Raw genomic sequence first — 13,416 nt, forward strand, 5'->3', positions numbered from 1 at the left:
AATCGATGGAAGATGATAGTTGAGCGGGTGCCAGATGGCTGTAATGTTGCCGGGACAGACTGGGATGGGCTCGTCGCTCCCGAGATTTTTCGAGGGAGGGCGCGCTTATACGTCGTTCCGACGTGCGCTTCGCCGTGCTGATGTTCGGATCGCGATGGCGATCTATCATCTTCACGTCAAGGTCATCGGCCGCAAGGCCGGCTCCAGTGCGGTGGCGTCCGCAGCCTACCGCTCGGCCTCAAGGCTGCGCGATGCACGGATCGATCGCGTCCAGGACTTCTCCGCCAAGCGCGGCGTCGTCCATTCCGAGGTGCTGCTGCCGGACGGGGCACCCGAGGCGTGGGGCGACCGCGAGCGGCTGTGGAACGATGTTGAAGCCTTCGAGCTGCGCAAGGACGCGCAACTCGCCCGCGAGGTCGAGTTCGCCCTGCCGCGCGAGATGAGCCAGGCGCAGGGGATCGCGCTCGCCCGTGACTTCGTCCAATCCGAGTTCGTCGATCTCGGAATGGTCGCCGATCTCAATGTGCATTGGGATATGGGTGAGGACGGCATGGCCAAACCCCATGCCCATGTCATGCTCACCATGCGGTCGGTCGACGAGGACGGCTTCGGCCCAAAGGTGCGGGAGTGGAACGCGACCCAGATGGTGGAGCGCTGGCGCGAGCGTTGGGCGGAGCTCGCCAATGAGCGGCTTGCCGAGCTCGACATCGACGCGCGCATCGATCATCGCAGCCTGGAAGCCCAAGGCATCGCACTGGAGCCGCAGAGCCAGATCGGCGCGCCCGCGCAGCGCATTGAAGCGGAGGGGATCGAGGCGGCCGATCGGGCGGAGCTGCACCGGGAGATCGCGCGCGGCAATGGCGCGCGGATCATCGCCGATCCGTCACTGGCACTGGACGCCATCACCCATCAGCAATCGACCTTCACCCGGCGCGACATGGCGCGCTTCGCGCACCGCCACAGCGACGGGATCGAGCAGTTCAACGAGGTGATGGGCGCGATGGGCCGCGCCCCCGATCTCGTCGAGCTCGGCAAGGATGGACGCGGCGAAGATCGCTTCACCACCAAGGCAATGATTGAGGCCGAGCAGCGCCTGCACAAAGCTGCCGAGCTGATGGCCGAGCGCGAACGCCATTCCGTGAACGACAGGGACCGCGAAGCCGCCTTGGAGCGCGCCGAGCAGCGCGGCCTCGTTCTCTCCGCTGAGCAATCTGATGCGCTGTCGCACATCACCGGCACCCGCGATCTCGGCATCGTCGTCGGTTATGCCGGAACGGGGAAGAGCGCCATGCTGGGCGTCGCGCGCGAGGCCTGGGAGGCGGCCGGCCTGGAGGTTCGCGGCGTCGCCCTGTCCGGTATCGCGGCGGAGAATCTGGAGAGCGGATCGGGCATCACGTCCCGAACGATCGCCGGCCTGGAACATGGCTGGGGGCAAGGCCGGGATCTCCTTACATCACGCGATGTTCTGGTGATCGACGAGGCCGGCATGGTCGGCACGCGCCAGCTGGAGCGCGTGCTCTCCCATGCCGCTGACGTCGGCGCCAAGGTGGTGCTGGTTGGCGATCCGCAGCAGCTGCAATCGATCGAGGCCGGTGCCGCCTTCCGTTCGCTCGTCGAGCGCCATGGCGGCGCGGAGATCAGCGAAGTCCGCCGCCAGCGCGCGGACTGGCAGCGCGACGCCACGCGCGACCTCGCGACTGGCAAGATCGGCGATGCGATCCAGGCCTATGAGAGGAATGGCATGGTCCATTCCTCGCAAACGCGGGAGCAGGCGCGCGGCGAGCTGATCGACCGCTGGGATCGTGACCGTCAGGCCGCACCTGACCGCAGCCGCATCATCCTCACCCACACCAATGACGAGGTGCGTGCCCTCAACCAGGCCGCCCGCGAACGCATGCGGGAAGCCGGCGATCTCGGCGAGGAGGTGCGTGTCACCGTGGAGCGCGGGGAGCGCTCAGTCGCCCGCGGCGACCGTGTCATGTTCCTGCAGAACGAACGTGGGCTCGGGGTGAAGAACGGCACGCTCGGCACTGTCGAGCAGGTCAGCGCGCAGTCCATGTCGGTGCGCACCGATGAGGGCCGATCCGTCGCCTTCGACCTGAAGGATTACGATCGTATCGACCACGGCTATGCCGCCACCATCCACAAGGCGCAGGGCATGACGGTGGACCGCACCCATGTGCTGGCCACCCCCGGCCTGGATGCCCATTCCAGCTATGTCGCGCTGTCACGCCATCGCGACGGCATGGACCTGCATTACGGACGTGACGACTTCGCCGACGGGGAGCGCATGGTGCGTACCCTGTCGCGTGACCGGGCCAAGGACATGGCGTCGGACTATGCGCCCTCCGATCCCGCTCAGGCCTATGCCGAGCGGCGCGGCATCTCCTTCCGCCAGCGTGTCGTCGAGATCGCGCGCAAGGTTCCGGAAAAGCTGCGCGACCTTGTCGATGGGCTGCGCCTGTCGGTGGACACCGTACGGGAAACAAAGGGTGTGCGAGAGGAGGTGGGGCACAAATCGGAAGCGCCTGTGAAGGAGGCTCCCGAGGATCCAGAGGCGGCGCTGCGCAAGGCGAGGACCAACGCGCTCATCCGTCATGCCCGTGCATGGGATGGGATCCTGGCTAACCCGGATGCGGGCGGCCAGGGCACCCCCGAGCATCTGCGCGAACTCTCCGACGCACGCAAGGCGTTCGACAAGGTGCGCCCTCATGGTTGGCGCGATGCGGAAGCCGCCTATGTCAAAAATCCCGAACTCGTCCACGAGACGGCGAGCGGCCAGGTCAACCGCGCCGTCCGCGCGCTTCAGCTTGAAACCGAAATACGCACCGAGCCGAGCCGCCGGGCCGACCAATTCGTCGAGCGCTGGCACAAGCTCGGCCGGACCAGCCAGCATCAGTACGAGACCGGCGATATGGCCGGCTATAAGGCAACACGGGTTCAAATGGGCGACATGGCGAAAAGCCTGGAGCGCGATCCGCAGCTGGAATCCCTTCTCGCCAATCGCACGCAGCAACTCGGCATCTCGCCCGATTCTGGCCGCAGGCTCGGCGCTGAACTCGCCTTCAGCCACGGTATTGATCTCGGACGCGGCCGTGGTCTCGGTCTCTAAGCCGTCCGATATGCCGCCGCCTGTTCGCTACTCCACGTCGACGCCATTCGCCCTCTTGCCCCTCGGTGATGGCTTGCTCTGTCTGTTGCAGGCGCCACCAGGCGCATCCAGCAGGAGGCAGCACCACCATGCAGACACCGGAGCGTATCATCCGCCTGAAGACCGTCCTCGCCCGCACCGGCCTGTCCCGCTCCACCATCTATCGTAAGATCGCCGAAGGCACCTTCCCCGCCCAGTTCAAGATCAGCACCAACGGCGCCGGCTGGCGGGAATCAGACATCAATAGATGGATCGCGGATCCACCGCGGTGGCGGGCACGGGACGAGTCGGCATTCGATGAGTTTTGGTAGCAGGCATACCATTCGGCGAAACAGCGCCGATGTAATCGCTTGCCAAGCTGCCACCGATAGAGGTGGCACGTCTTCATTGATCGAAGTTGGATCATTGTTCGCGGCGGCGTCTACCCGGCCTCGTGATCAGATACAAATGCCGCCGCGTAGGCGACTTCGATCCGCTCAACCTCCTCGGACCTAAGCTCGCGAAATTCCTGCTCACGGGCACGCTTTGAGAGAGCTCCTCTGTTCTGACGCAGAAAGCGGAAGAGGAGATCTATGGTGCGATCCGGCATGTCTACGATCCGTCCGATCGCGACGCGGAACTCGTCATGTGCCCGCAGGAAGCGCGTTTCCGCCGGCAGGTCGATCTCGATCGTGCGCTCGACACATTCGTAGAGGAATTCCGCGTGAGGGGTCGCATCGAAATAGCGGTAGAAATCCGCCGTCTCATTCAGCACCAGGACGTTTCCGTTCTGCGTCGGTTCCCATTGGATAAAGGGGAGAAGGCGTGCGGACCAGCTTTCTAGCGTCCTACGGTAGTCGTCGATCCGGTCGAGGATCGCTGACGACACGGGGAAAACAACGCCCGGCGGATTGAAACCGCGTTCAGCAAGGACGTGGTGGATCAGGTAACGGTGCAGGCGCCCGTTTGCATCTTCGAACGGGTGGATGTAGACAAAGCCGAAAGCAAGCGCTGCCGCGGCGATCACGGGATCGAACTCGCGCATTGCTGCTGTGCGGTCGAAGATCACAAGTCCGGCGATGAGATCGTGCAGGTCCTCGTGCCTGGCACTGATATGATCGGGCAGAGGCATCCGGGTGTCGCGGTCATGCTCGCCGACGAACCCACCCTCCATGCGCAGTCCAAGATGGACGAAGCGCGCATCGCCGATGACGATGCGCTGAAGCCTCAAGAGCTCATCAAGGTCGATCGGGCGCCGGCCCGCCTCGCCGATGGCCCGGCCCCATCGCTGGATACGATCTTGCGACGGGTGCTCTCCTTCGATTGCGAAGCTGGAGCGGGAATCCTTCAGCAGCAGGAAAGCGGCGGTGCGGGCAAGCAGGTCGCGCGGCACGTCGGCAATCGCGGCGCGCGCCCGTTCGGCGAGATTCCTGCCGTGGAAAGCTTTCAGGGCTTGGGTCGCGAACACCATCGGGCAGAATGCCGGCGTGCCAGGCAAGTTGTCCCTGACCCGATGGCGGGGCGACGTGGTCCCGGACGCCGCCCATTGCAGGTCGGGATCGACAATAAGGGCATAGGCCCCCTTTTCGGCAGGGGAAAGATCGAGCGTCTCGCCAAGCAGCCATTCATACAGAAACCAGACACGCCTTGCGTAGGAGCCGGTCGGCGTCGCGCGCACCAGCGCTTCGATCGGCGCCGGGCCGGTGGCGCGAAAAAGATTCTTGAGGACGAGAAGATCAAGCCCCTCATACTTCAGAGCGAAGGTGAGGTGTCCTTCAAGATCAGCCGCCGGCGCGTGCCGGGGCGTGTAAATTCGCCAGCCATCACGTTCATAGAGGCGGTGGCGAGCTCCTATAGCGCAGAGTGTCCGTGGCAGGGGCACGGCAAGGCTGAACGCGCCGATGAGTGCGGCATAGCCGGCGGGTGTCGCTTCTTCAGGGAGTGGCTGGTCCTGAAAAACCGTAACCGGCCCTGAAAAATTATACGTCGTGCCGTCACTCATGGAAAAACCGTTCTGATGCGCCGGGTAGAAGCGTCAGAGACCAAGCTAACTTGAAAAAGCGTAACTATCTATGAAAACGAATAACTGAGATCAGGTATTTCTGAATTTTGCGTCTAGACGAGTGGCTGGCGGCTCTCAGCACCACTCAAATGCCGCAGCGCCGCGCGGAACTCGCGGCAGGATAGCCGCACTCCAGCGTCCCCTCACTAGTGAGCAGCAGCGTCCGACGGCCGTCACTGGCGAGCCGATTGGAACTTTGCAGGCCTGCGCTGTGGAGGCACTGGATTGCGAGCTTCCGCGATAGCCGTTTCTCGAAGCCGATCCAGCTCGTCAGCCCACCACTGCATCATCAACACGCGTTCGTCCCAATGCTCGCCGCGGGTATAGGCCCGGCGCACGTTATTGCCCTCAATGTGAGCGAGTTGCCGCTCTATCGCATCGGGATGCCAGCGTCGGCTCTCGTTAGCGAGCGTGGCAAACGCGGCGCGAAATCCGTGAGCGGTCATTTCCTCCGCCCCTATATCCAGGCGACGTAGAGCGAAGTTCAGGGTGTTCTCACTCATCGGCTTCCTCACCGATACGGTCGCCGGAAACACGAAGGTACTGATCCTGCTACGGGTGGTGTCCCGCAGTGCCTGCAAGGTGGCCACGGCCTGTAAGGGCAGGGGCGTGCGGTGTGGTCGGCGCATCTTGGTTCGGCTGGCTGGAACGGTCCAGACCCCCGCTTCAAGGTCAATCTCGTCCCATGTAGCGGCGCGAAGTTCGCCAGGACGGAGCGCAAGCAGAGACAGCAGCTTCAGGCCTGCCACCGTCGTCTCCTGACCCTTCGTCCAGCCGTATATGGCAGCCATAAGCTCACCCAGCCGCTTCGGGCGTGTGATGGCGGCACGATGCTTGGTCGTAGGTGCGATAAGCGCACCTCGCAGATCGGCCGTCACATCGCGTTCCGCGCGGCTGGTTGCGATCGCGTAACGGAAGACCTGACCGATGATGCTGCGGGAGCGGCGCGCGGTCTCGTAGTGACCCTTGACCTCCACTGCTCGCAGGACGGCAAGAATCTCTGGCGGTGTAATCTCGGCGATGGGGCGGTTGCGAAGGGGGAGTGCGATCTCCTCCAGCAGCCAATGCGCTTTCAGGAGGGTGGCTAGGGCTCGCCCTTCCTTGGTCATTTTGTCGATGAACTCCGTCGCAATGACCCCGAATGTGCTCGTTGCGGCCGCGACAGATGCCGCAACGGCCGCCTTGTTGGCTCGTTTGTTGGCTCCCGGGTCTACCCCCGAGGCCAACAACCTCTTGGCTTCGTCCCGAAGCCTCCGCGCGTCGGACAGCGAAATGAGCGGATAGGGCCCATGGGTGAGTTTCTTCTGTTTGCCCGCGAACCTATAGGCCTGCTGCCAGACTCGGGCGCCGTTGGGCTTCACGAAGAGATAGAGGCCACCACCGTCGGAAAGTTTGTACTCGCCTTCCCGGCCTTTGGCCGTCCGGCACGCCGCATCTGACAAGGCCATGTTCGCCATCCCTGCTGACTGATGGCATCAGCAAAACATGAGCTGCAGGCCAACAACAAGGCCAACAAATTCGCGGGATGGGGTGGCTCTGGCTGACGTCGGCTGGGACAGGGAGCAGGTGCTGAAAGTGAAATTATCCAGCAATTTCAATGAGTAGGGGAGTTGTTTGGAAAAGGCTGGGACGCCCCGAAAACGGGGAAGTGGCTCCCTGAGCAGGACTCGAACCTGCGACCATTCGATTAACAGTCGAACGCTCTACCAACTGAGCTATCAGGGACCGGGGACGCCGAGGCATCCCGGAGGCCGGCGATATAGCAACGTGGGACCGGTTTGTGAAGCCCGGAACCCACGGCCATGTGGATATCCTCAGGCGCTGAGCCGCTCCTGCTGCCCGGCGAACTGCAGCTGATGGAAGGTGAAGTAGCGCCCGCGCTTGCTCACGAGCTCGTCGTGACGGCCGCTTTCGACCACGCGGCCCTTCTCCACGACGCAGATCCGGTCGGCGTTGATGACCGTCTGCAGGCGATGGGCGATCACCAGCGTGGTGCGATTCATCTGCAGTTCCTGCAGTGCCTTCTGCACCTCGGCCTCGGATTCGCTGTCCAGCGCCGCCGTCGCTTCGTCGAGCAGCAGGATCGGCGCGTCCTTGAGGAAGGCGCGGGCGATGGCAATGCGCTGGCGCTGGCCGCCCGAGAGCTGCGTGCCGCGCTCGCCGACGCGGCTGTCATAGCCACCCTTGAACTCCATGATGAAGTCATGGGCGTGGGCGGCCTTGGCCGCGGCGATGATCTCCTCCTCGGTGGCCGAGGGACGGCCGGCGGCGATGTTGTCGCGTACCGTGCCGGAGAATAGGAACACGTCCTGACTGACGAAGCCGATCGCCTGCCGCAGCGACTTCCGGGTGATCTGGTTGATCTTCTGGCCGTCGATGGCGATGGTGCCGGACTCGATGTCGTAGAACCGCTCCAGAAGGCTCATCACCGTGCTCTTGCCGCCACCGGAAGGACCGACCAGGGCGGTGGTTTGCCCGGGCTCGGCGACGAAGCTGAGGCCACGCAGCACCGGTTCATTCTCGCGGTAGCCGAAGAACACGTCGTCGAACTCGATCTTGCCGCCCTTGATCGCCAGTTCCGGCGTGCCGGGCGGGTCCTGCTCCACGGCCGGGCGGTCGAGGATGGTGAACAGCATGCGCGCGCCGAGCAGATGCGTGGTGAGATCGATGTTGAGGCGGGCCAGCCGCTTGGCGGGCTCGTAGCTGAGCAGCAGCGCGGTGATGACCGAGAAGAACTCGCCGGGCGTGCGCCCGCCATGCAGCACGCCCCAGCCGGCATACATGACCACGAGGCCGATGGCGACGCCGCCCAGCGCCTCCATGAGCGGGCCGGACTGCGACTGCGCCCGCATCATGCGGTTGGAGGCCTTCTCCATCCGGTCGATGCGTTCGTAGATCTTGGTGCGCTGGTCGTCCTCCATGGTGAAGGACTTGATGGTGCGGATGCCCTGGAACGCCTCGATCGACTCCGTCATGATCTGGATGGCGGTGTGGAATTCGCGGCTGAAGATCTTCTGCACCTTGCGGATCAGCGAGCGTACGCCGCCGACCGCGACCGGCATGACGACCAGGCCGATGCACGCCATGAAGGGATCCTGCACGATCATCACGGCGGTGAGGCCGATGACCGAGAGCAGGTCGCGCCCGAGGCTGGTGATGATCAGGTTGAGCACGTTGCGCGCGGCCTGGGCGCCGGTGTTGAAGCGCAACATGATCTCGGCCGTGTGGCTGCCGGCGAAGAAGGCCACGTCCTGCGCCAGAAGCCGGTCGAGCACGCGCTTCTGGTTGTCGGCGACGATGCGGTTGCCGACCCGCGCCAGAGCCACAGCCTGTCCATAGGCCGCGAACCCCTTGGTGATGCTCAGGGCGACCACCGCGGCGGACAGGATCCAGATGGCCGCCGATTTCTGCTCGACGAAGATGCGATTGATGACATCGCCCATCAGAAAGGCCAGGCCAGAGGTCGTCGCGGCCATGATGCCCATGAAGAAGAACGAAATCGCGTAGCCCTTCCAGTGGCGGCGACCGTCCGTCAGGAAAAGCCTTCCGACCGTATCCCGGGTCTCGGGGCTGATCATGTTGCGAAGCGAGTTGACCATCTTGGCTGGCAACATCAGGTATTATCCTTTGCGCGGAAGCCCGGCCTGGTCGGGCGTCGTCCTCCCGACCTGCTCGTCGCAGCGGGGGAGGGTGGCAGGATCATCAACGACGATCCCGGGTCATTGTCAAACCTAGGGATGGGGCGCTCCAGGGCGGCGTCAGGCATGTCTCGTCTGGTGCGCTCAAGCCTCTGTCATGCCGTACGTCACGTGCCGCCGGCCCCTCGGGAGCCGGCGGCACGTGCGTGAACTGGAGGCCACGCCCGGAATCGAACCGGGGTGCACGGATTTGCAGTCCGCTGCGTAACCACTCCGCCACGTGGCCGAACCGAGTGTGCATGGCAGCACTCGATGGGCCGGGGCGCCTCATAACAGAGCTCTCGGCGTTGGGCAACGCGCGGCGGCGGACAGTACGGTGGGTAACGCGGCGGGCGCCGCGCCGTTCGGTCGCGGGATCCAGGAGCCGCAAAGGCTGGAAATCTTCGAGACAGTGCGCCGGGAAGCTTGCATTGGGCGCCCGCGTGCCGCAATTCTGCTCCCGGCTCCGCCGCGGTACCGCCGTGCGCGCGGGCTATCCGTTTCGTTTCGAGGTTGTCGCCGAATGATCGATTTCGCCGAGATGCGCCGCGCCATGGTCGATGCGCAGGTGCGCGCCAACGACGTCACCGACCTGCGTATCGTTGCCGCCATGCTGGAGACCCCGCGCGAGCGTTTCGTGCCGGCTGGCCTGCGCAACTTCGCCTATATCGACGACGACCTGCTGGTGAAGGAAGGCGCGCCCGCGCGGTACCTGATGGAGCCGATGGTGCTCGCCAAGCTGCTGCAGGCGGCGGAGATCGGCCCGGACGCGCTCGTGCTCGATGTCGGTGCGGCGAGCGGCTATTCGACCGCCGTTCTGGCCAAGCTGGCGGGGCAGGTGGTGGCGCTCGAGGAGGATGCCGAGCTGGCGGCCCAGGGTTCCGCGCTCCTCGTCGACCTGGGTCTGCTCAACGCGGCCTATGTCCAGGGACCGATGACCGCCGGTTGGCCGGCGGAGGCGCCTTACGACGTGATCCTGCTCAACGGCTCCATCGATGCGGCGCCCGAATCGCTGCTCGCCCAGCTCAAGCCCGGCGGGCGACTCGTCGCCGTGGTCGGGCGCGGGCGCGCGGGCCGCGCAACGGTGTTCACGCACACCACCGGCGGCATGGGTTCGCGGGTCGTGTTCGACGCGGCGGTGCCGACCCTGCCGGGGTTCGAAGCGCGTCCGGGCTTTGTATTCTAAGGCTTTCCCGGCGGCCCTGTGGCTGATCTGCCGCGCGTCCGATTAAATCGTCCACACGACCAGACCGACCGGTTCACAGCCCCCTTCCGAACACCTATTCTGCATTCGCGTCATTCAGACAATGAGAGAGTCGCCCGGGGGCAGGTGACTCCACCAGTGCAGCGTTCGCAGAGGTTTGGACCATGTGGCTGTCGGCTACCGGGGGGAAGGTCGTCGCATTCGCGACGGTCGTTTTTTTTGTAGGTGCTTCACTCCCGGCGGGGGCTCAGACACTCGAGCAGTCGCTCGTCGCCGCCTATCGAAACAATCCGACCTTGAACTCATCGCGCGCGGCGACGCGCGCCACCGATGAGTATGTGCCGATCGCCCTGTCGGGCTATCGGCCGCAGATTTTCGGCACTGCCTATGTCGGCGCGCAGTGGGCCGAAACCCGTGTCGATTCGGGCTATGCCGCGCTGCAGGGCGGTAGCTCGATCAGCAGCGCCAAGACCTATCCCTCGGGTTTCGGCGTCACGATCAGCCAGACCATCTATGACGGCCTGAAAACCGCGAACTCGGTGCGCAGCGCCGAATCGCAGGTACGGGGCCAGCGCGAACTGCTGCGCAACACCGAGCAGCTGGTGCTGCTCGATGCCGCCACCGCCTATATGAACGTGCTGCAGAACGCCGCTCTTGTGGACCTGCAGAAGCAGAACCTCGAAGCGCTGCGGGAAGAGCTGCGTGCGGCGCGCGACCGCTTCTCCGTCGGCGAGATCACCCGCACCGACGTCGCCCAGGCGGAAGCCAGCGTCGCCAATGCGCAGAGCGAACTCGCGCTCGCCGAATCGAACCTGAACACCGCCAATGCCGTGTTTTTCCAGGTGATCGGATTGCGCCCGACCAAGCTGAGCCCGGGCCGTCCGATTGACCGGCTGCTGCCGAAGACGCAGAAGCTCGCCGTCGAGTCGGGACTCACCCGGCACCCTGCCGTCAAGTCGGCGGAATTCGCCGTCGATGCCGGCATGTCCAATGTGAAGGTCGCCGAGGCGGCGCTGTCGCCGACGCTGACCCTGAACGGCTCGGCCTCGTCCGACTACAACAGCACCATGGATGTCGAGCGGCAGACCGCCGCCGCCGCCACGCTGAACCTCACTGTGCCGATCTATCAGGGCGGCGGCGAGTACGCGACGATCCGCCAGGCCAAGGAGACGCTGGGCCAGCTGCGCATCGAGGTCGACGTGAACCGCGAACAGGTGCGTTCGAACGTCGTGCAGTTCTGGGGCGCGCTGGAAGCGTCGAAGGCCGCCATCGAGTCGGCGCAGGCTTCCGTCGCGGCGAACGAGATCGCGTTGCGCGGCGTGCGCGAGGAATGGCGCGTCGGCCAGCGCACCACGCTGGACGTGCTGAACGCCCAGACCGCGCTCTTCGATGCCCGCGCCAGCCTCGTCATCGCCCAGCGTGACCGTGTCGTCGCCTCCTATGCGGTGCTTTCGGCCAGCGGCCAGCTGAGCGCCGCCACGCTGGCGCTGAAGGTTCCGGTCTACAATCCGCAGGTCCACTACAACCAGGTGCGCGATGCCTGGATCGGCGTGCGTACGCCCGGCGGTCAGTGACCGTCCGCCGGCGAGCGGCGGCCCGTTAACCTTACGGGCTGTCCTTTGCCGTCATGACGGTGTTACGGCTTGGCGGACAGCTTCCGGCGGTACACACTTTATAAAGTCTTAATGGGTGATTCGCGCGGCGCGGCGGCAGGGCTGGCGCCGTGGCGTCTGGGTGATCGGAAATCAGCGCATGTCGGTGAATGCGAGGGCCAGTGAGCCGTCCATGGAGGAAATTCTGGCCTCCATCCGGCGCATCATTTCCGATGAGGTGGCGGCCGAGCCGGTGCCGGCCCCTCCCATTCCCGCCCGCTACGAGCCATCGCGCCCGCCGGGTGCGCGCGAGCCGTCCTTCGGTCGCGAGACCGCGCCCAACCGCGAGTATTCGTCCAGCCGTGAGCCGTCGCCCGGGCGTGAGCCTGCTGGCCGGACATCATCGCCCACGAGCCGCGAGTCGCTAGGCGGCTCCAGCATCCCGCCGGCCCGGCCGGCGTCTCCTGCTTCGGCGCCGCTGCGCTCGCGGGAGCCGGCGCCGTCGACCTATGCCCCGCTGCGTCCAGCGGCTTCCGCTGGCCAGTACCCCTCGGCTTCCCAGGCAGAGGCGCCGATTTCCTATGCTCCGTCCGGGATGCCAGTCCGCGAGCCGTCCGGCGGCGCGGTGAACTATGTCCCGCCGGGCCGGGCGCCGGCAGTCGATCCCTTCGCGCCGCGTCCGCGCAGCCTTTCCGCCGCCGCGCCGCTCTTCTCCTCCGGTTCGGCCGCGCGGGCTGTGGCTACGGCGGCAGCCCCGGCCTATCCGCCGGTCGAGTCGCGCCCCATGGAATCGCGCCGCGCCGAGCCGAATGCGCGCGTGGAACCACGGCTGACGGTTCGACCCGCCCCGTCGGCAGAGAACGACCTCGACAAGCCGCTCGCCGCCGCCCTGCTCGATCTGGCGATGGTCGAACAGGCGGTGCAGGCCGAGCTGGCCAATGTCTCGGCGGAGGCCATCGCATCCAAGCCGGTTGCGACGGAGGCGATTGAGTCTGCGGCCGCAGCCGGTGGCGAGCTTGGTGACGCCGCGAGGAGCGGCGCGGAGAGCGCTGCCGATGAGGGGGCCCGGCGGGAGAGCATCCAGGCGGAGAGTGTGAAGGCGGAAAGCCTCGAAGTGGAGACCGGCACGGTCGACGCACCGATTGCCGCCGAAGAGGCGGAGGCTGTGGTCGCTGCGGTGTCCGCCGATGCGGCTCCCGTCGCAATGCCATCGCCTGTCATGTCCGCGCCGGCCCCGGCGGAGGAAGCCCCGTCCGCACCCGTGAAGGATGAGGCCGCTCCGGTCGCGCGTCCGGCGACGGCGGCCACGCGCAGCGAGGCGCGTCTTGCGGATGCGCGGCCTCTCGAAGCCCGTCTGGAGGCCCGCCTTGCCGAGTCGAGGCTCGCCGATAATCGACTGACCGATACCCGTCTCACGGAATCCCGCCTGGCGGAGTCGCGTCTCGTCCTGGGCAGCCGCCAGAGCGGCAATGCCGATCAGGCGGCGCTGGAGACGACACGCGAGCGGCTGGTGTCGGCCCCTGCGGGCAGCGCTGTTTCCGCCGCCTTCGGCTCGCTGCACCGGTCTGTCAATTCGAACTCGCGCACGGTCGACGATCTCGTCTCCGAGGCGCTGCGGCCCATGCTGAAGGCGTGGCTCGACGAGAATCTGCCGGCGCTTGTCGAGCGCCTGGTGCGTGCCGAAATCGAGCGCGTGGCGCGTCAGGGGCAGTAGGCGCGGCCGATTTCCGCGGCCGCGGCGGCGCGCTCGT

8 protein-coding genes and 2 tRNA genes are annotated in these 13,416 nt (G+C 65.6%); 5 read left to right on the forward strand and 5 right to left on the reverse strand.

Annotation, left to right across the window (positions count from 1 at the left end):
* Nucleotides 1–154: 154 nt before the first annotated feature.
* Both traA and AC1PZ7_RS12645 read left to right on the forward strand, forming a co-directional pair.
* Complete coding sequence (traA, locus tag AC1PZ7_RS12640) at nucleotides 155–3,112, forward strand: Ti-type conjugative transfer relaxase TraA (protein WP_482355576.1); 2,958 nt, start codon at nucleotides 155–157, stop codon at nucleotides 3,110–3,112.
* A 128-nt stretch (nucleotides 3,113–3,240) separates the two neighbouring features.
* On the forward strand, nucleotides 3,241–3,462 hold the full coding sequence (locus AC1PZ7_RS12645; protein WP_482355577.1) for a helix-turn-helix transcriptional regulator: 222 nt from the start codon (nucleotides 3,241–3,243) through the stop codon (nucleotides 3,460–3,462).
* Nucleotides 3,463–3,572: 110 nt separating this feature from the next.
* Here AC1PZ7_RS12645 and AC1PZ7_RS12650 read toward each other — a convergent pair whose 3' ends face one another.
* From AC1PZ7_RS12650 to AC1PZ7_RS12670, 5 genes are all read right to left on the reverse strand, one after another.
* Nucleotides 3,573–5,132: a Fic family protein gene (locus AC1PZ7_RS12650; RefSeq protein ID WP_482355578.1), complete on the reverse strand. Its 1,560-nt coding sequence runs from the start codon at nucleotides 5,130–5,132 to the stop codon at nucleotides 3,573–3,575.
* 233 nt (nucleotides 5,133–5,365) lie between these two features.
* Entirely contained in the window at nucleotides 5,366–6,640 is a 1,275-nt protein-coding gene (locus AC1PZ7_RS12655) for a tyrosine-type recombinase/integrase (protein WP_482355579.1), read from the reverse strand.
* Between the two features lie 201 nt (nucleotides 6,641–6,841).
* A tRNA-Asn gene (locus AC1PZ7_RS12660) sits at nucleotides 6,842–6,917 on the reverse strand.
* An 89-nt stretch (nucleotides 6,918–7,006) separates the two neighbouring features.
* On the reverse strand, nucleotides 7,007–8,806 hold the full coding sequence (locus AC1PZ7_RS12665; RefSeq protein WP_482355580.1) for an ABC transporter ATP-binding protein: 1,800 nt from the start codon (nucleotides 8,804–8,806) through the stop codon (nucleotides 7,007–7,009).
* A gap of 236 nt (nucleotides 8,807–9,042) precedes the next feature.
* A tRNA-Cys gene (locus AC1PZ7_RS12670) sits at nucleotides 9,043–9,116 on the reverse strand.
* Between the two features lie 276 nt (nucleotides 9,117–9,392).
* Between AC1PZ7_RS12670 and AC1PZ7_RS12675 the strand changes: the two genes are divergently transcribed.
* The 3 genes from AC1PZ7_RS12675 to AC1PZ7_RS12685 all read left to right on the forward strand — a co-directional run bounded on the left by AC1PZ7_RS12675 (nucleotide 9,393) and on the right by AC1PZ7_RS12685 (nucleotide 13,379).
* A complete protein-coding gene (locus AC1PZ7_RS12675; protein WP_482355581.1) occupies nucleotides 9,393–10,055 on the forward strand; it encodes a protein-L-isoaspartate O-methyltransferase family protein in 663 nt (220 codons plus the stop codon).
* Between the two features lie 182 nt (nucleotides 10,056–10,237).
* A complete protein-coding gene (locus tag AC1PZ7_RS12680; protein ID WP_482355582.1) occupies nucleotides 10,238–11,647 on the forward strand; it encodes a TolC family outer membrane protein in 1,410 nt (469 codons plus the stop codon).
* A 178-nt stretch (nucleotides 11,648–11,825) separates the two neighbouring features.
* A complete protein-coding gene (locus AC1PZ7_RS12685) occupies nucleotides 11,826–13,379 on the forward strand; it encodes a PopZ family protein (RefSeq protein WP_482355583.1) in 1,554 nt (517 codons plus the stop codon).
* The last annotated feature ends 37 nt before the right edge of the window (nucleotides 13,380–13,416 follow it).

It is taken from the genome of Ancylobacter sp. TW_SC_1 (assembly GCF_056836805.1).

Excerpts from the sequence above, each read along its gene's own strand:
- traA (WP_482355576.1), top strand. The coding sequence starts at position 155 with ATGGCGATCTATCATCTTCACGTCAAGGTCATCGGCCGCAAGGCCGGC.
- AC1PZ7_RS12645 (WP_482355577.1), top strand. The coding sequence starts at position 3,241 with ATGCAGACACCGGAGCGTATCATCCGCCTGAAGACCGTCCTCGCCCGC.
- AC1PZ7_RS12650 (WP_482355578.1), bottom strand. The coding sequence starts at position 5,132 with ATGAGTGACGGCACGACGTATAATTTTTCAGGGCCGGTTACGGTTTTT.
- AC1PZ7_RS12655 (WP_482355579.1), bottom strand. The coding sequence starts at position 6,640 with ATGGCCTTGTCAGATGCGGCGTGCCGGACGGCCAAAGGCCGGGAAGGC.
- AC1PZ7_RS12665 (WP_482355580.1), bottom strand. The coding sequence starts at position 8,806 with ATGTTGCCAGCCAAGATGGTCAACTCGCTTCGCAACATGATCAGCCCC.
- AC1PZ7_RS12675 (WP_482355581.1), top strand. The coding sequence starts at position 9,393 with ATGATCGATTTCGCCGAGATGCGCCGCGCCATGGTCGATGCGCAGGTG.
- AC1PZ7_RS12680 (WP_482355582.1), top strand. The coding sequence starts at position 10,238 with ATGTGGCTGTCGGCTACCGGGGGGAAGGTCGTCGCATTCGCGACGGTC.
- AC1PZ7_RS12685 (WP_482355583.1), top strand. The coding sequence starts at position 11,826 with ATGTCGGTGAATGCGAGGGCCAGTGAGCCGTCCATGGAGGAAATTCTG.